Source organism: Nitrincola iocasae (assembly GCF_008727795.1).
GTDB classification, from domain to species: Bacteria; Pseudomonadota; Gammaproteobacteria; order Pseudomonadales; family Balneatricaceae; genus Nitrincola; species Nitrincola iocasae.
The window spans coordinates 414,399-433,353 of sequence record NZ_CP044222.1 but is presented as its reverse complement, the minus strand read 5'-3'; the positions used below and the strand labels follow the sequence as shown (position 1 = coordinate 433,353).

The following is an 18,955-nucleotide window of genomic DNA, read 5'->3' as shown; positions in this document are numbered from 1 at the left end:
TTGACTCGAACGGGAATCGACACAGGGAAGAAAAAATTTTTAGCGAGTGGACGCCAACGCCTTCAGCCGACGTTCCAAAAAACGCCGTTCTGGACCTTGTGTAGCGAGTTCCAGTGCCCGCTGATACGCGGTTCTAGCATCCTGGATATTGCCTGCTCGGCGATAAAGATCGGCTCGGGCGGCATGGAAAAGATGGTAGTTACGGATTTCGCGGATGTTGGCAAGCTCGTCCAGTAGCCGTAACCCTGCATCCGGAGAGTCTCGCAGGGCAACAGCGACTGCGCGGTTAAGCGCGATTATCGGAGAAGGCTGCTGCTGATATAATACTTCGTATAGACGGACGATACGCGCCCAGTCGGTCTTGTCTGCATGCGCAGCCTGTGCATGTACAGCCGCAATCGATGCCTGCAAGGTATAAGGGTCAGCCGGCGTGCTGGCAAGTGCCAACTCCAGCCACTGCAAACCTTGCCGGATACTGTCCTGATCCCAGAGTGATCGATCCTGATCTTCCAGTGTTATTAACTCGCCATAGCGATCCTGACGCGCATAACGCCGTGAGTCCTGAAGCCGCATCAGCGCCAAAAGCCCAAACACCTCACCTTCTGGCAGCAATCTGGCCAGCACCTCGGCCAGGCGAATCGCTTCGGTGGACAGGCTAATATCCACCACCGAATCACCCTCGCTGCAGGAATAACCTTCATTGAACACCAGGTAAATTACTCGCAGCACACCAGGTAACCGCGCCAATCGCTCTCGCGCTTCGGGCACTTCATAGGGAATACCCGCCTCACGGATTTTTTTCTTGGCCCGAACAATGCGCTGCGCCAGTGTCACCGGCTTCTGCAGCAAGGCGCTGGCCACTTGCTCTGTCGTCAATCCACACATTTCCCGCAACGTTAGGGCAACTCGGGCATCCAAAGACAACTCGGGATGACAGCAGGTGAACAACAACCGCAGTTGATCATCCTGAATATCCTGCTCAACTGTCGCCCAGGAGGCTTCCTCATCCTCAGTGACCAGATGGGCGTAGTGCTGTACCGTCTGTCTGCGCCTAATTTGGTCTATCCCCTTGCGCTGACCCGCACGAATCAACCAGGCAACGGGATAGTCTGGGATGCCGTCTTCAGGCCACTGTCTGACAGCTGCTGCAAAGGCCTCCTGCAGCGCTTCCTCCGCCAACTCAAAATCACCCAGCAAGCGAATCAACGTAGCCAGTACCTGACGGGAATGTTGCTGATAAATTTGGCCGATTGGGGACGTATCGTTTGTCATGAGAAGGGCCTACTTCACCTGAGTCCTTCATTCGGCACCGGCACAGTGATTTCGTCTTTTACGATTTCCATCGCGACGAAGGAGTGAGTTTGGTGCACATGTGGCAGTTGCCCAATCTTTGCGGCAAGCACTGCGCGATAATGGTTAATATCGTGCGTTCTGACCTTAAGCAGGTAATCAAAATTTCCAGCCACCATATAACAGCTCTGTACTTCCGGAATTTTTCGTACCGCCTCGTTAAAACGCTCAAGCGCATCTTCGCTGGTTTTATCCATAGTGACCTGAACAACCAGGACATGACCAGCATTCATTTGCTCCGGATCCAGATCAGCACGATACCCACGAATAACACCGGCCTCTTCCAGCCGACGGACTCGTTGAGCACAAGGTGTTTTTGTCAGATTGATGCGACTGGCCAGTTCGACAATAGGCAAACGGCCATATTCCTGAAGTTGACGCAGGATTTCACGATCTATACGGTCAATTTTCAAAAGTCTTTTTTCCTATTTAATACTCATATATAGGCCTATTGGTAAGCAATTTAGCATTATTTAGAGCCACTTCCTAGGCATAAAGGCTGATACTGTAGTTATGAGAGCTAACAATAATAATCCCCGGATCCGTGCCAGCATCGCTCTCGTGTACACCGCGGTATCCGGTCAAAGATGAGAAAACCCAGAATTGGGCTACTTTAAAAGTAGCGTTGGATTTCTCGCTTTATTAATGCGCACAAAAAAGGATATAGCTATGACTGATTCATCAGAATTGCAGGACATCCAAAAGCCGGGGCTCGGCCTGGCGCTCACACCGGTCGTACTGACCTTGGTTGTACTGGGTATACAACTGTTCTATTTCGGTGACTTTACGCCACATATTCCACTAGCCATCGGCTTGGCGATAACTGGCCTGGTGGGAATCAAGCTGGGTTACAAATGGAAAAACATCGAGGAAGGCGTGTTTCACGTTATTCACGTTTCTCTGCCATCCGTATCGGTATTGATCTGTGTCGGGATGATCATCGGGGTATGGATTGCCAGTGGTACGGTGCCGACCCTGATTTATTATGGTCTGACCATTCTGTCGCCAACAATATTCCTGGCCGCTGCCATGATACTCTGTTCCGTGGTATCTGTGTCATTAGGGACATCCTGGGGTACTGTCGGCACCGTGGGTCTGGCGTTAATGGGGATAGGTGCAGGTTTTGATATTCCCATGTACTGGACAGCCGGGGCCGTAGTATCCGGCGCATTCTTTGGCGATAAAATCTCTCCCCTGTCCGATACCACCAACCTGGCACCCGCTGTGACCGGCACCGATGTGTTTTCACATATCAAAAACATGATGCCAACAACGATTCCGGCCATGCTGATTGCACTGGCGATCTATTTTGTGGCTGGCTTTACCCTGATCGAAGACGGTGATTCATCCTTCGAAAGAATCAACACCATCACCACCACACTGAATGAGAACTTCGCGATTTCAGCCTGGCTACTCTTGCCGGCGGTGCTGGTTATCGCTTTGGCTGTCAAGCGCATGCCGCCGATTCCATCACTCTTTGCCGGCGTTCTGGCTGGCGCAGTGGCGGCTATGATCGCTCAGGGAGTTGGCGTACATGACCTGCTGACCTATGCTAATTCCGGTTACTCGATTGAAACGGGTGTTGCTGCAATCGACAGTCTCCTGAATCGTGGTGGTGTTCAATCAATGATGTGGACCATCTCACTGGTACTGATCGCACTGGGGTTTGGTGGCGCCCTGGAAAAAACCGGCTGCCTGGAATCCATCATTAAGTCGATTATGACCAAAGTGCATAGCTTCCGTAGCCTACAGACTGTAGCCGTCTGTACCTCCATGTCCACTAACCTGGTTGCGGGCGATCCCTACCTGTCCATTGCATTGCCTGGCCGTATGTATGCACCGATCTATCGTGGCATGGGCTATTCAACACTGAACCTGTCCCGCGCAATTGAAGAAGGGGGTACCCTGCTGTCACCACTCATTCCCTGGAATGCTGGTGGTGCTTTTGTTATCAGCGCACTGGGCCTGGGTATCGCCAGCGGTCAAGTTGAGAACCTGCTGTACATTCCGCTCTCGTTCGCCTGTTGGTTATCCCCTCTGATCGGGATTATCTACGCCCAACTTGGACTGTTTTCTCCACGGGCAACCGATGAGGAACGTCAATTATGGAAAGATCAGGGTGAAGCAGTCGCTGACAACAGCATGATTGCATCTACCGCTACAAGCTGAGTGTTGTTGCCGGATAATCGCTGGTATCGTTTTTTTGTTGCAGTTAAACAAAGGCGATCCAGCGTCCGGCAAACATTACCGACACCCAGTTATCATTTAGCAGCTAAGGCACCCTCTACAAACAACCCGCACATTAGTGTCTCTACGAAGCTGTCGCACTCATCAGCTAAAGAGTATTTCCGGGTATCCTGCAACCAGTCAAAACAAGTTCCAATCAAAAAGGCATGAAACTGGCGGCGGGCACTGACGGGAGAGAGATTGGCTCGCAAGTTACCCGCTAACTTTATCTGCTCAAACAACCTTTCCACCTGCGCTTCAGCATACTCAGAGAGCCGCGTGATCATACTGATTCGCGGATGATCATCTTCAAGCTTTTCGCATCGGTGTAGCACAATGGTAGCGGCACGCTGCAACGGCAGGTCGTAACAAATGGCTGCCAGCAAGCGGCTTGCTATATCGCGCAGACAGATGACCGGATTTGCGCCATTTTGTGCTATCGCAGCATCAACAATTTCATCTAATGGGACACGCACCCGCTCAAGCAGCGCATCGAACAAGGCGGATTTATCTTCAAAGTGCCAATAGATCGCTCCCCGGGTGACGCCAGCCGCCTCGGCAATATGCGCCAAAGTGGTCCGGGACACGCCCTGGGCTAAAAAAGTATTTTCTGCAGCATCGAGAATAATCTCTCGGGTACGTTCGGCGTCAGCCTTACGACGGGACATAGCAACTCCAGTTCATAGAATTATTGATATTTTGACATTTATAGATAGCAAAGTCTTCGCATGGATATTACTATACACTTAACTGACATTCATGAATGTCAGTTAAGTGTATAGTCTATCTTATTTGCGTGAAAAACAGCATTAACCTTAGCCAAGGAGTCTATCGTGGCCGTTACTCATCTCCGATTAATGCCAGTCATTATGGCCCTGCTTGTGCTAATGGGCTGCGAGAAACCCCAGGCACAATCTGAAATACCGGCACGACCAGTTAAATTAATGACGCTTGAGACTGAAAATGCCACGGCTCTGCGGCAATTTCCGGCGCGGGTGGAGGCCTCTACTCGAAGCAATCTGTCGTTCCGCATGGCCGGTGAATTACTCGAAATCAATGTCAGTCCCGGCCAGCAAGTAAACAAGGGCGATGTAATTGCGCGCATTGATGATCACAATGCGCAAAGTGCATTGGATAGTGCTCGCTCGCGCTTAGAGTTAGCCAAGGCGATGCTGGAACGCATGCGCTACACCCTGGAACGTGGTGCCGTGAGCCAAACCCAGTTTGATGAAGCCGAAAGTGAGTGGCGAGCAGCCCGTGCCACTTTCGAGCAGGCCGAAGAACAGGTCACCCATACCTTGTTGCGAGCCCCTTACGATGGCGTGATTGCCCAGGTACCAGTGGATAATCGCCAGTTTGTTCAGGTGCAGGAAACTGTCGCCGTAATTCAGCAGCCTGGTCAGTTAGATGTGGTGTTTCATTTGCCTGAACAGATAGTACAGCGCATGCCGCGAAACAACGGGCGGCCTTTCAGTGATGCGTTGGAGTATGAGGTACGCTTTAGCAACAGTGACAAGCCCTACCCTGCCCAGTTGGCCTCTTATACCACTCAAGCCAGCGCGCAGAGCTTGGCCTATGAAATTAAACTGACACTCCCTCAGCCTGACGATATCACTCTGCTAGATGGCATGAGTGCTAATGTCCGGCTGGATTTGAGCGGGTTGAACTCAGAACACGTTAAGCCACTTTGGGACCTGCCCGCTGATGCGGTCAGTTATTCAGGTGATGATCCCAACCAGGCTCAGGTATGGCGCTATGTGAGCCCGGAGCGGGTTGAAGCCGTGCCGGTTGAGGTCGGTCGGTTAACCTCCAGAGGACTGGAAGTCAGTGGCGAATTAAAGGCGGGTGACCGTATTGTCGCCGTCGGTGCTCACCGTTTAACGGCAGACCTAAAAGTAACCCCGTGGGAAAAAGAGCAGGGGCTTTAATATGGTTGACTATTTCTTACGCCACCGGGCAGCCAGTTATTTGATGACAGTAGTACTACTGGCAGGTGGCGCCCTGTCGTTTTTTAGCATGGGACAACTGGAATTCCCTGAATTCACCATTCGCAACGCTCTGATCACAACACAATACCCTGGAGCAACACCCGAAGAGGTTGAGCAGGAAGTCACCTCCACCCTGGAAGAATCAATTCAGGAGATGCCATCGATCAAGCGAATCAGTTCGGTCAGTTCCGATGGTCTATCGCAAATCACCATCGAACTTGAAAGCACGGTTCAAAACGATCAACTGCAACAACTATGGGACTCACTGCGCCGAAAAGTTCAGGATGCCCAGGTAGCCCTGCCACCGGGTGCCAGCCAATCGCGTGTTAATGATGATTTTGGCGATGTCTTCGGACTGATGTTAAATCTGACTGGCGATGGTTACAGCATGACCGATCTTGCCGACCATGCTGATTTTCTCAAACGCGAACTTGCCCTGGTGGATGGCGTCGAGAAGGTATCAGTAAGCGGCGAGCACCAAGAGCGCATCTATATTGAAGTGGATCGCGAACGAGTACGCGCCTTGAATATCCCCTTAACCCGTCTTCAACAATTGCTAGCCACTCAAAATGCAGTTGCGGACTCCGGGCATCTCAAGCAGGAGGGCCGCCGATTTCGCATCACACCGACAGGTAGCGCGGCGAATATGGATGACCTGCGTGCGATAATTGTCAGCGAGGGGGAGGGTGAATTAGTACGATTAAGCGATATTGCCAAAGTCAGCCGTGAACTGGCAGAACAACCCCAGCAGCTTTACCGCGACATGGGCCGGCCAGCCATCTCGCTGGGTATCTCGTTTAAAAGTGGCGTAAACGTGGTCGAGGTCGGAGAGCGCCTGCAGCAACGCCTGACTGAACTGGTATCACGCACACCGTTGGGGATGGAACTGAATATCGTCTATAACCAGCCTCAGGTGGTCGATGATGCTGTATCAGGCTTTCTGATGAGTCTGTTACAGGCAGTAGCCATAGTGATCGCGGTATTAATGCTGTTCATGGGTTGGCGCAGCGGCCTGTTAATGGGCTTTATTTTGTTGATCACCATCATCGGCACCTTTATGCTCATGCGCATTCATGGCCTCCAGCTGGAAAAAATATCACTAGGCGCACTGATTATCGCGCTCGGTATGCTGGTGGATAATGCCATCGTAGTGACTGAAGGCATGTTAATGGGCTTAAAGCGCGGCAGTACGATTCGCGATTCAGCGCATCAGGTAATCCGCCAAAATGCCTGGCCCTTACTGGCAGCCACGCTGATTGCGATTGCGGCCTTTGCTCCCATCGGCTTGTCACCGGATACCACCGGGGAGTTTGTTGGCTCGCTATTTTATGTATTGCTCTACTCACTGCTGCTCAGTTGGATTACCGCACTGACACTCACACCCTTCTATTTCAAACTGTTTTTTCACAAGGTCGCCCCCGGTGATGGTCAAGAGGATCCCTATAAAGGCGTGGTTTATCGTTTTGTCGGTCATGTGATCATTGCTGGTATTCGATGGCATTGGCTAACGTTAGCGTTGATGTTAGCCATACTCGCTGGCGCGATAGTTGGTTTTGGCTCGGTCAAAAATGCGTTTTTTCCGGCATCAAACACACCGATCTTTTTTGTTGATTACCGCACACCAGAAGGCACGGATATTCTGGAAACCCAGCGTCGCATCAGCGAACTGGAAAACAGCGTGATGGAGATGGAAGGCATTCGTCATCTGACCACCACAGTGGGCGGCGGCGCACAGCGCTTTACCCTGACTTATTCGCCGGAAAATCGCTATGCCAGTTATGCTCAACTGATCGTAGAAACAGATAACAAATCCACTCAGCGCGAACGTATTGCTGAGGTTGAAAAAGTGCTGAAGCGTGACCACAGCGATATCGACTATAAAATCGCTCCACTGGAAGTCGGTCCTTCACCAAAAGCCAAATTGGAAGCGCGGCTTTACGGCAGTGATCCAGAGGTATTGCGCCAGTTGGGAGATCAGGTTGAGGCGCTGTTCCGTGATACCCCACACATGACCAGCGTGCGCGCCAGTTGGCGCAATCGCGTACAAACCCTGAAGCCGGTTTTTCTGGAAGATACCGCACGACGGCTGGGCGTCACTCGCGAAGATTTAGCCAGCACGCTGGCGGTTAGCACCAGCGGTAGCCAAGTGGGTGTTTATCGCGATGGCAGCGACTTGATTCCCATTGTAGCCCGAGCAACCCAAGAACAACGTTACGATGTGGATAACATTGGCTCACTGAACGTCTGGAGCAATGAACAAGGGCGCTATATCACAGCTGATCAGGTCATGAGTGACGTCACAACTCAGGTAGCCGATCCACTGATTATGCGCCGCAACCGCGAACGCATGCTCGCCATATACGGTGAACCACACCCCCTGAGCGGCGTAACCGCCGCCAGTGTGCTGGCTGAAATTCGTCCTCAGGTGGATGCGCTGGCACTACCGGCAGGCTACCGACTGGAATGGGGCGGAGAATATGAAACCTCCGGCGATGCACAGAGCGGCCTGTTTGCTTCGTTACCGCTGGGACTGGTGGTAATGTTCATTCTCACTGTGGTGCTGTTCAACAATTTCCGCCAGCCACTGGCTATTTGGTCGCTGGTACCGTTGACGATTATCGGAGTGGTGGCCGCACTGCTACTTAGCGGTTTACCCTTCTCGTTTATGGCGCTGCTCGGCACACTGAGTTTAATCGGCATGGTGATCAAAAATGCTATCGTACTGGTAGAAGAGATCAACGTGCAGCTGCCGCTGCATCAGGACCGCTATCACGCGGTGGTACGCGCAGCGGTCAGCCGGGTGCGGCCAGTAGCAATGGCGGCACTAACCACCATGCTGGGAATGATTCCGCTGATCAGTGATGCGTTCTTTGCCAGCATGGCGGTCGCGCTGATTGGCGGTCTCGGTGTCGCCACAGTATTAACTCTGATAGTGCTGCCAGTAATGTACTGCGTACTCTACCGGATTAAGATTCATGCAGATGAGTAAACTTCTTATTGACTCTTAAAACCAAGAGGCACGCAACACCTAGCGCCATAAGTTCCGCCAGTGGAATGGTGATCCAGACACCGTTAATACCCAAAAATTTTGGTAATAACGCCACGCCAATCACCACGAATACAACACCACGCAATGCCGCAACGATGATGGAGCTCAGTGCCTGCCCAAGCGCGGTAAAATAAGCTGTAATCAGTATGTTGATACCATTCATCAAAAACACGAACGCGGAGATATGCAAACCAGCCAAGGCTAGCTCGAACACCCGCGCATTGCTCTGATCGAAAAACAACCCTATAGCATATTCACCAAATCCTTGCAGTGCGATGAACACCACAAGACCTATTCCCATACTCACCATCGCGGCAAAACGAAAAATGTGCTTTACCCGCTCATAGTTCTTTGCACCATAGTTATAGCTCAGCACCGGGATTAATCCATCAGAAATACCCAGGAACAACAGTATCCCTACAAAGTTGATATAGTTGATAGCCGTGAATGCAGCAACGCCATCGGCTCCCAGCATTTTTACAACGGTTAGATTGATGATCAGTATGCTTATTGCAGCCGCAAGTTCCGAGACACCTTCGGAGGAGCCGTTATACACGGCATTGATCAGCAAAGGCATGCGCAGGCGCCCTTTGAGCATCGACAATCGCTGCTTCAGATTGAAAGTCAAACTCGCTGACATCGCCAGGCCGATGGTAAAGGCAATGCCGGTCGCCAGGCTCGCCCCCATCGTTCCCATACCGATACCCAGAACAAAATACAGACTGAGGACAAGGTTAATGATCACCACCAACGACATAATGATCATCGAAAATTTAGGGTGCCCCAGCGCTTTCAACATAACATCCGAATAAAAACAAAGGGTTATCGGCAGAATAAAGGGCACTAGCCCTTTGAAGTACGCCAGTGCATGCGGTAACAAACGTTCATCAGCACCCATAAGTTGAGTCAGCGGCTCTGCAAAGAGTAGTAAGCTCACCATCGCCACCAGACTAACCAAAACCAGAGACCAGAAACCCGTGGTCATGGCATCCTGGGCTTTGGTAAGGTTGTTTTCACCTAACCCCATACTGACCAGTGTCTGGCTACCTATGCCGACAACCAGCGCTATCACCATAATGGCGCTAAACAGCGGCAGAATGATATTGACCCCACCCAGGGCATCTGGCCCAAGATGGTTACCCACCACAACGCCATCTATCAGATTTTGAATACCAAAGAATAGCATGGTGACTACGCTGGGCAGCGCATACTTGAGAAAGAGTTGGCTTACAGGGCTGCGTTCTAACAAATCCCTGTCATCTAAATGACTTTTCATCAGTGATTCCACGTCCTTCAATTGTGCTTGTACGGAGGTTGTGATAGCTGAGGTGGATAAAATTCACCCAGATCCAGATCCCGACAAGCCTTATCAAGCAAGCAAGCCAATTGCTGCAACTCCTCAGCAGAAAGCGCCTGCTCAAAATGTTGCAGCGCCGCTTGATAAATCATCGGTTCTTTTTGTTTCAGGCTTAGCGCTTTGGCACTTGGAATAAGCAACTGTGCCCGTGCATCTTCAACACAGGGCTGCCGCGAAAGGTAGCCACGTTGCTCCAGCTTACGGGTCATGGTACTAGCTGACGCTTTGCTGACCTGCATGCACTCAGCCAGCTCCGTCAAACGTATCCCTTTATCATCCCAAGCCAATAGTGTGTAGAGGTATTGTAATTCGCTGCTGGTCAGATCGAGATGACCACTGTGCCTGGCTTGCTCACGCCACTGGTTCCATAGATGCCACTCCAACCGTTGCAGGCTTTGTCGTAAATCCATTGAGGCCTCTAAAATACCGCTCACATAATTTAGTTAGTCACCCTAACTAACCTTACTGAATAGATAAAGTGAAGCCGCAAATAACATCGCACCCCTTCCCTGCCTATGGCGGCGAGGGGGGGGGGGTGCTCGCTTGATACGGCGATCAGAAGGCGATAAAAGCGCCCAGTGCAAGAGCTTTAGTACCGTCGTCTTCGAGCTGCGCCTCTAGCCTTAGGCGCCAGGGCGCGACATTGCGGGACAGGTGCAACTCAGTACCAAAATTTAGGCCAGACACAGATTCATCACCATCGGTGGCGAAGGTGGTACTCCCCCCGGGAAGGCTCATAGTCACTTGGTCGGCATCAGTGAACAGTGTGTGAGCACCAATGAAAGGACGTAACTCCATGCCATTGTTTAGTTTCACTGGCAGAGCAGCTTCTGCCGACAGGAAGGCGGTGGTCACATCGCGGGAAGCGAACTTAGCCCCACCCAGACCACTGACGGTAAAGGCATCATGACTGTACCGGGTCACGCCCAGTTGCGCCGACAATAAACTGCCCATAGCATCAGCAGAGGCAGGACGTGCATGATCGATACGTGCGCTCAGACCCACGAAATGACCATCAGCTTCACCAGAACCTGTAGCCCAGGTTGGGCTATCGATGCTAGCTTCACCTATACCGGCAAACAGGGTACCACTAATCCGCATATTGTCCGACGCAATCCATCCGCTACGCAGGCCGATCGCAGTGCCTTGCTGGTCCACCTTATGCAACGCATCGTCCTGGCCGCGGCTGTGTACTACATATAAGCCGATATTGCCGAAATCACGTCCTCCAGCCAGAATCCCGTTGCTGCGATCATCTTCGGCTACACGACCATTACCGCTGACCCACCAGCCAGAGCCTAATGCTGGGCGTAATACCGCGCCAGCAAGCCCGTAATTCAACCGTGCCGCCACCTCATCCATGGCGGCAAAAGCACGCGGCTCGGCCACAGCCAGGGTCAATCCAGCAAAAAGCGCGTAGTCCGGGGCGGAGGACATATCCACGACTTCAGGCGCGGCAGCAAAAGTCAGTGTGCCGACTTGAGTGGCGAACACCCGTAGCGTGTTGGTGCCCGTACCCATATCAACTGTGCCGCTGATCCGTCCAGCATAATATTCCATCACGTCATCACCGGCCCCCATACTGATATCGCCATTAATCTGCCCCCCGCGCATTTCCAGAACGTCATTACCTGAGCCGAATAACACATTACCCAGAATCACGCCCCCAATCCTCTGAGTCAACCTGCTATTGCCCTGTCCAGGCGCCAGGCCAATGGCCGTACCCGAACGGCCCAGCAGGGTCCCGCTGTTTTCGATAGTGATCTGTGCCGTACTGGCATCATCAGTAGCGATGGCACGTCCACCTTCAATATAACCTTCGTTAATAATGGTCAACGGCCCGGCGACACGAGCAGCGCCAACAGTCGGCTCGAACAAGGGGTCTACATCGATGCCACCTTTACTTGGATCATTATTCGGCCCAGCAGAAATAATGGCGCCCGTGGCGTAGTTATGCACCAGTCCCTCGTCGAAGTCGATCCCATCATCAGTGGACATAATCAGACCATAGTTATGCACTTCCCCGCTGGCGAATTGCACACCATCCTGATCAGCCGTCGCAATCGCATCATCCTTAGTCCAAGTTCGTGTCACCGCATCCCACTCAAGCCCATGGATGGCGATAGTGCCATGGTTTTCTAGGTAAAAATCCTCACGCGCTTCAATAACTTCTTCACCACCTCGCAGGGTACCGTAATTGAAAACTTTACTGCCGGGGCCACGACTCTGGATGGCTCGACCATCTAAACTTTCGATCAAACCGTAATTGGTGATAGTTGCATTCACAAGCTCATCACCATTGTCCAGACGCACGGCCTGATTAACCGCGAATATCCGGCCACTTTCCCGGTTAATCAACGTAAAACCATCAGCGTCATCCTGCAGACGAATACCGCGATCACCACCACGTATGGTGCCGTAATTGTCCACCGTCAGGTTCACGCCCTTGCCCCGGATCGCATCATCATCACCGCTTTCGATTAAGCCTTGATTGGTGATCGATTGGTCTGAACCCTCCAATTGCACCGGGCGGCCACTCGCGCGAACAATCTGGGCATCACTGTCGACATTAACGGAAAGGTTGTCACGGTTGTCATCAATGTTGCCACTGTCAGTTGCCGTGCAGGTCAAGGTAGGATTAGTTGCATCGCCGCCCTCAATGCAGGCTGCACTGGCCGTTGAGGCGAAAGCATGCAGCGCGAAAAAAGCGACCGTCATCGCTGAGGTGGTGAGTTTCGACATGGTTCACAGTCCCCTTGTGAAATAAAGCAAATAAATTCAGGGGGACAAGGGTAAGCCTTGTTCGTGAACAAACAGTGACACTTACATTAAGCCTGCATACTCATGTGAGCCGTATTAAACCCACCTGAGCGGGCTATAACTAAACGGGTTGTATTAAGGGTTGGTGATTATAATTCTTCGCTTTTCTTAATAATTCAAGAACCGCACGTGAAGCTGGTGATAATATGTTTTCACCTTTATGAATTAACCCATAGGGTTCCAGACTATGGCCAAGCTCTCGCTGCAGACGCGCTTCTACCGGCACCTGACCCATCATGCCGTATTTGTTGTAATGACCCATGACTGCTTCCGGCAGCAGCGTGAGCATGCTGTTTTTTTCCAGTAGATTGGTGACTATCAGCAGATTTTCGGCGGTGATTATATGATTGGGCAGGCACATGCCGTTACGTCGGAACATCCCCTCGAACTCTGCTCGCATCACGCTGCCACTGGGCGGTAAAACCCATTCTTTGGTGAGCAGATCAGCCAGCGTCAGACGTTTTCCCGCTGTAATCAGCGGATGAGCATGCCGCGCGCATACTAGTACAGGCTCAGGGAACATCGGCTCTGGATAGACAGGGTCTGGATAAACGGCATCGGCAAAGAAGAGTGAATCTGACGCAGGCCTCTCCGGATAGACGGGTTTCGGATATTGAGGCTGATGGAATAACGGCTTGCGGTACATGGGTTCGTAGTGAAAGTTAAGATGGGTGTATGCCTGCTGCTGACGGGCAATAACGATGTCCAATGCCCCGTCTCTCAGAGCACTTAGCAAGTCTTCGCTAGAGTCGGTGCGGATTGTGACTTCAAGGTCTGGATGAGAAGCTCGAATTCGATCAATAGTTTCCGGAATAAGATCGGCGCAGGGAGTCAACACAGTCCCTATCCGGACATGGCCGCTAAGACCCTGGCGGATTGCATTCACTTCGTCGAAAGCATTATCCATGGTAATCAGCAAATCGACCGAATAGCGAATTAAGGTTTCACCATAAACCGTGGGCGTAACACCGCGTGCATGGCGTTCAAACAGAGAGACTCCCACGCCTTCCTCCAGCTCCTTCAGCAGTTTGGATACAGCGGGCTGAGATATTCCAAGACCTTCTGCCGCATGATTAAGATTACAGGTTTCTCCCAAGGCCGCCAAAACCAGTAAGTGGCGATGTTTGAGCCGGGCTCGAATAAACCAGTTGGCATTAATAGGACGCACAAGACTCTCCAGGTATATCTATTTATATATACTAAATAACAAAATTCATATTTGTTCAATGGTTTCGGGTCTATTAGGCTTTGGGTTCTCGCTGCCAAAAACACAGCCTGTTGCTTAGCAACTGGCTTTGAATAACCCATTTTCTGGCACGATATAACAATAATATTCGGAGAACAGGATGAATAACACTCGCTTTTGTCTGAAATCAGGCGTTGTTGCTATGGCTATTGCAATGACAACCATCGGTGCTGTATCGGCGCATGCCACAGAAACCTGGAAGTTCCAGATTAATGTTAACTCCGGAGACGAGCAGTACCGCATTGCTCAGGAGTGGGCCGACGATGTTGCCGCCAAAACTAACGGCGAAATTAATATTGAATTGCTGCCCAGCTCTTCAATTGTCAATAACAATGAAACCCTGGATGCAGTCGGCGCCGGTATCTTACAGGGCCAAATCACTGACCCTAGCTACTTTGCCGGTAAAAACCCAGCCTTTGCTGTCTTTGGCAATATGGTGGGCGCCTGGTCCGACCCTTACCAGTTCCTCGGCTATATGCGTGATGCCGGAGGTGAAGATCGCTACAACCGCTTAATCGAACCCTATAACGTGCACCTGATCCGCGCCGGAGCAATGATTCCTGAAGCGTTGGTCAGCAAGCGAAAAATTGAAACGCTTGAAGACTTTGAAGGTTTGAAAATTCGGGCTCCTGAAGGCATGGTTTCCAACGTTTTCCAACTGGTTGGTGCTGCGCCGGTGAATCTGCCTACGTCAGAGGTATATACCGCCTTGGAGAAAGGTGTTATCGATGCGGCTGATTACACTGTTTTTGCTACTAACTACTCTCAGGGCTACTACAAATACGCTCCCTTTGCTGCCTACCCAGGCTTTCACTCTATGCCGATGATTGACATCTCATTGAATAAAAGTATTTGGGATGGTTTATCTGAAGACACACAACAACTGCTTGAAGACAGTGTTGATGAATTTGTAGATAACCTCTACACACAGCTGACCACAGCAGATCAGGAACAGGTCACGCTGGCCGAAGCCGATGGCATTACGATTTCTACGCTACCGCCTGAGGAACTGAAAAAATTCCGTGCAGCGGCTCAGGGCGAATGGAATAACTGGCGTGAAAAGTCGCCGGAAGCCAGAGAAGCGGTAGACACTATCTCCGCCTATCTAGAGCAGCACGATCTCCTCTGATACCTAGCTGAATAGATCTGCCGCTTGTTTAGCGGCAGATCTCAGACCGGACGCGTCCTTATGAGTATAAATCATCCAACTGAAGAAGAGCTGGAACTAACCGGCCTGCACGGTAGTAGCGAGCTTGATGCTTCGTTACCTGATGCTGACAAGGAAATCACTGCATTTGATCGCTTAGTCGAAAAAGCCGGACAGCTATGCGCCTGGCTGGTACTGGTGGCCATGCTGATCAGCGTCTATGAAGTGATTGCTCGCTACCTATTTAATTCGCCAACCATCTGGGCCCATGAAACCACTATATTTCTGGTGGCAGCAATTTTTGCGCTGGGTGGTCCTTATGCACTGGCTCGAAACCGACACATCCAAATCAATATTCTGCATGACATGCTACCGCGCAATATGCAGAAGTGGCTAAGACTTCTTAATTTATTGATTGGTATAGGTTTCTGTATCGCCATCGGCTATGCCGCATGGGTATTGTCCTACAACGCTACCCATACACCAACAGGGGATTGGCGTCTGCAAACCTCTGGCTCATCGTGGGACTCCCCGCTTCCGGCATACACCAAAATAATCATCCTGCTATCCATTGTACTGATGGCTATGCAGCTATTGGTCCGGCTAGGCGCTTTTTTCCGCCGTAAACCCTGAACTTGTCGCTGCAGGAATATTTTCATGACTATTGAAGTTGCAACATATCTAATTGTGTCATCTATTTTCGGGCTACTCCTCCTGGGTCTGCCTTTGGCATTTGTCACCGGGTTGGTTGCCGTAATATTTACACTGGGCTGGTTTGGACCGGATGCGATCCCGCTAGTCGGCACCCGTATTTACGGTTTTATCACCGAATACTCGCTTGTCGCGGTACCCATGTTCGTATTTATGGCCGGTTTACTTGACCGATCAGGGATGGCGCGTGACTTGTTTAATTCGATGCGCGTGTTCTCGGGACGGCTTCCCGGTGGTGTCGCCGTGCAAACACTGGTGGTTGCGTTTTTCCTGGCTGCCATCTCCGGCATTATCGGTGGCGAAATCGTCTTACTCGGCGTATTGGCTCTGCCACAGATGCTCCGCCTTGGTTACGATAAGCGCATAGCTATTGGTGTTGTCTGCGCGGGTGGATCGCTTGGCACCATGGTACCGCCGTCAATTGTATTGATTATCTACGGTCTGATTGGCGGAGTCTCTATCTCCGACCTGTTCAAAGCAGCGTTCGTGCCTGCATTTCTTTTGATGGCAGCCTATATGGCCTATGTCGTCTTTATCTGCTGGCGGACGCCATCCAAGGGCGGCGTAGGCGTCTTATCTGATATTGACGAACCAAAACTAACTTTCTTTTCAGCAGCAAAAGGAATCGCCGCACCACTGGCTATTGCGGGGCTGGTACTTGGCAGTATCTATGGCGGTATCGCCTCCGTCACGGAAGCGGCAGCCATGGGCGCTGCGGCCGTACTGTTAGCCGTTAAGCTGCGCGGCGAATTCAGTTTCAAAGTGTTACGCCAAAGCCTGACTCAAACGCTGGAAACCTGCGGCATGATCGTCTGGATCGGTATCGGTGCAGCTTGTCTGGTTGGCGTCTACAACCTGATGGGTGGTAACCGTTTCGTTTCGAACGCCATTATGGGGCTGGATGTCGCACCGATCGTTATTATCCTGGTGATGATGCTGATCTTCCTGCTGCTGGGAATGTTTCTTGATTGGATCGGTATCGCCATGCTCTGTTTACCGATCTTCATCCCAATTGTTGTACAACTGGGCTTTGACCCTGTGTGGTTTGGCATCCTGTTCGCCATCAATATGCAGGTGTCTTACATCAGCCCCCCCTTTGGTCCCGCTGCCTTCTACCTGAAGAGCGTGGCACCACCTGACATCAGCCTTAAAGATATCTTCAGCTCCATGCTGCCGTTCATAGTCATTCAATTGCTGGTATTGGGCCTGATGCTGAAATATCCGCAGATATCAACCTGGGCTCTCTGAGCCATCACAACTCATTATTTACCCCGGTCGACTGCTGTACCGGGAGCACCAGACAAAAAGGAAAACCAGATGAACAAGAATGTAAAACTACGCTCAGCACAATGGTTTGGCAGCATTGACAAGAATGGATTTATGTACCGCTCATGGATGAAAAATACCGGCATTCCTGACCATGAATTTCAAGGTAAACCTATTATTGGTATCTGTAACACCTGGTCAGATCTGACACCCTGCAATGCGCATTTTCGTCGTATTGCAGAACGGGTGAAACAAGGCATACTCGAAGCCGGTGGTTACCCGGTTGAATTTCCGGTGTTTTCCAACAGCGAGTCGAACCTTCGCCCCACGGCCATGTTTACCCGTAACTTAGCCAGTATGGATGTCGAAGAAGCCATACGGGGCAATCCTATGGATGCGGTGGTGCTGCTGGCGGGTTGTGATAAAACCACTCCGGCACTACTCATGGGTGCTGCCAGCTGTGACATTCCAGCGATTATGGTGTCCGGCGGTCCAATGCTGAACGGTAAGCACAAGGGTAAAACCATCGGCTCCGGCACCGCCGTATGGCAGATGCACGAGGATGTCAAAGCAGGCAACATCTCAATTGAAGAGTTTCTCAGTGCAGAGCGTAGCATGTCGCGCTCTGAAGGCACCTGCAACACCATGGGAACGGCGTCTACTATGGCCTGCATGGCCGAAGCACTGGGTGTGACACTGCCTTACAATGCGGCTATTCCTGCGGTTGATGCATCCCGCTACCTGCTGGCCCACTTATCCGGCATGCGCATCGTCGATATGGTGTGGGAAGAACTCAAACTCTCCAAGATTCTGACTCGTGAAGCCTTCGAGAACGCTATTCGCACTAATGCCGCCATCGGCGGTTCAACCAACGCCGTAATCCATCTCAAGGCGATTGCCGGTCGTATTGGCGTTGACCTTGAGCTGGATGACTGGACACGCATCGGCCGTGGAACACCAACACTGGTGGATCTGATGCCATCGGGTCGTTTCCTGATGGAGGATTTCTCTTATGCCGGCGGCCTACCCGCTGTATTGCGTACTCTGGGTGATGCTGACCTGTTACCGCATAAAGATGCGCTTACCGCTAATGGCAAGACGCTGTGGGAAAACGTTTCTGATGCGCCTAACTACAACGAAGAGGTGGTCCGTGCACTCGACAATCCGTTAGTCAGTGATGGCGGCATGTGTGTGTTGCGCGGAAACCTTGCACCTCGTGGAGCCGTCCTCAAACCCTCGGCGGCCAGCCCTCATCTGATGCAACATCGTGGACAGGCCGTGGTGTTTGAAGACTACGATGACTACAAAGCCCGTATTGCTGACCCTGATCTTGACGTCGATGAAAACTCAATTCTGGTGTTAAAGAATTGTGGTCCCCGGGGTTATCCGGGTATGGCAGAAGTCGGCAACATGGGTCTGCCGCCCAAGCTACTTGAGCAGGGTATAACCGATATGGTGCGTATTTCCGATGCACGCATGAGCGGCACGGCGTATGGAACAGTGGTGTTGCACACGGCACCGGAAACCGCGGCGAATGGCCCAATTGCCGTTGTGCAGAATGGCGACTGGATCGAGCTGGATTGTAGCCAGGGCCGACTCCATCTGGATATTTCTGAAGATGAGCTTAATGCACGACTCTCTGCACGTGCGGAAAACCTGCCAGTCAATCCTCTTATTGCCGGAGGCGGATATCGCAGCCTTTATATTGATCATGTTCTTCAAGCCGATGAAGGGTGTGATTTTGATTTTCTTGTAGGTTGCCGTGGCGCTGATGTTCCCCGCCACTCCCATTAAG

14 protein-coding genes are annotated in these 18,955 nt (G+C 51.5%); 7 read left to right on the top strand and 7 right to left on the bottom strand.

The features are described from left to right. Positions 1 to 39 precede the first annotated feature (39 nt). The gene (locus F5I99_RS02105) at positions 40 to 1,272 is read right to left on the bottom strand and encodes an RNA polymerase sigma factor (RefSeq protein WP_151053425.1); all 1,233 of its coding nucleotides are present in this window, start codon (positions 1,270 to 1,272) and stop codon (positions 40 to 42) included. Positions 1,273 to 1,286: 14 nt separating this feature from the next. Further along, positions 1,287 to 1,763: an Lrp/AsnC family transcriptional regulator gene (locus F5I99_RS02100; RefSeq protein WP_225307513.1), complete on the bottom strand. Its 477-nt coding sequence runs from the start codon at positions 1,761 to 1,763 to the stop codon at positions 1,287 to 1,289. Between the two features lie 256 nt (positions 1,764 to 2,019). Between F5I99_RS02100 and nhaC the strand changes: the two genes are divergently transcribed. Next, entirely contained in the window at positions 2,020 to 3,519 is a 1,500-nt protein-coding gene (nhaC, locus tag F5I99_RS02095) for a Na+/H+ antiporter NhaC (protein ID WP_151053424.1), read from the top strand. A 92-nt stretch (positions 3,520 to 3,611) separates the two neighbouring features. On the opposite strand, the gene F5I99_RS02090 is transcribed toward nhaC, so the two are convergent. Continuing rightward, positions 3,612 to 4,244 carry a TetR family transcriptional regulator gene (locus F5I99_RS02090; protein WP_151053423.1) on the bottom strand — a complete coding sequence of 211 codons (633 nt, stop codon included), beginning with the start codon at positions 4,242 to 4,244 and terminating at the stop codon, positions 3,612 to 3,614. Positions 4,245 to 4,409: 165 nt separating this feature from the next. On the opposite strand from F5I99_RS02090, the gene F5I99_RS02085 reads away from it, so the two are divergent. Together F5I99_RS02085 and F5I99_RS02080 are read left to right on the top strand one after the other, a co-directional pair. Beyond that, complete coding sequence (locus tag F5I99_RS02085) at positions 4,410 to 5,504, top strand: efflux RND transporter periplasmic adaptor subunit (protein WP_151053422.1); 1,095 nt, start codon at positions 4,410 to 4,412, stop codon at positions 5,502 to 5,504. A 1-nt stretch (position 5,505) separates the two neighbouring features. Further along, complete coding sequence (locus F5I99_RS02080) at positions 5,506 to 8,553, top strand: efflux RND transporter permease subunit (protein ID WP_151053421.1); 3,048 nt, start codon at positions 5,506 to 5,508, stop codon at positions 8,551 to 8,553. Here F5I99_RS02080 and F5I99_RS02075 read toward each other — a convergent pair. The 4 genes from F5I99_RS02075 to F5I99_RS02060 form a co-directional block, all read right to left on the bottom strand. Further along, the gene (locus F5I99_RS02075) at positions 8,531 to 9,889 is read right to left on the bottom strand and encodes an MATE family efflux transporter (RefSeq protein WP_151053420.1); all 1,359 of its coding nucleotides are present in this window, start codon (positions 9,887 to 9,889) and stop codon (positions 8,531 to 8,533) included. The genes F5I99_RS02080 and F5I99_RS02075 overlap by 23 nt on opposite strands. Positions 9,890 to 9,906: 17 nt before the next feature. Then, positions 9,907 to 10,380 carry a MarR family winged helix-turn-helix transcriptional regulator gene (locus F5I99_RS02070; protein ID WP_151053419.1) on the bottom strand — a complete coding sequence of 158 codons (474 nt, stop codon included), beginning with the start codon at positions 10,378 to 10,380 and terminating at the stop codon, positions 9,907 to 9,909. A gap of 145 nt (positions 10,381 to 10,525) precedes the next feature. Further along, positions 10,526 to 12,712, bottom strand: a complete 2,187-nt coding sequence (locus tag F5I99_RS19405; protein WP_191905929.1) for an autotransporter domain-containing protein — start codon at positions 12,710 to 12,712, stop codon at positions 10,526 to 10,528. A gap of 139 nt (positions 12,713 to 12,851) precedes the next feature. Then, positions 12,852 to 13,958 (bottom strand): LysR substrate-binding domain-containing protein, encoded by a 1,107-nt coding sequence (locus tag F5I99_RS02060; protein ID WP_191905928.1) that lies wholly within the window; start codon positions 13,956 to 13,958, stop codon positions 12,852 to 12,854. A 178-nt stretch (positions 13,959 to 14,136) separates the two neighbouring features. Between F5I99_RS02060 and F5I99_RS02055 the strand changes: the two genes are divergently transcribed. The 4 genes from F5I99_RS02055 (at position 14,137) to F5I99_RS02040 (ending at position 18,954) form a co-directional block, all read left to right on the top strand. Then, on the top strand, positions 14,137 to 15,165 hold the full coding sequence (locus tag F5I99_RS02055) for a TRAP transporter substrate-binding protein (RefSeq protein ID WP_151053418.1): 1,029 nt from the start codon (positions 14,137 to 14,139) through the stop codon (positions 15,163 to 15,165). A 60-nt stretch (positions 15,166 to 15,225) separates the two neighbouring features. Beyond that, positions 15,226 to 15,816, top strand: coding sequence for a TRAP transporter small permease subunit (locus tag F5I99_RS02050; protein WP_151053417.1), 591 nt, complete (start codon positions 15,226 to 15,228; stop codon positions 15,814 to 15,816). Positions 15,817 to 15,840: 24 nt separating this feature from the next. Further along, complete coding sequence (locus F5I99_RS02045) at positions 15,841 to 17,142, top strand: TRAP transporter large permease (protein ID WP_151053416.1); 1,302 nt, start codon at positions 15,841 to 15,843, stop codon at positions 17,140 to 17,142. 69 nt (positions 17,143 to 17,211) lie between these two features. After that, entirely contained in the window at positions 17,212 to 18,954 is a 1,743-nt protein-coding gene (locus F5I99_RS02040; protein WP_151053415.1) for an IlvD/Edd family dehydratase, read from the top strand. The last annotated feature ends 1 nt before the right edge of the window (position 18,955 follow it).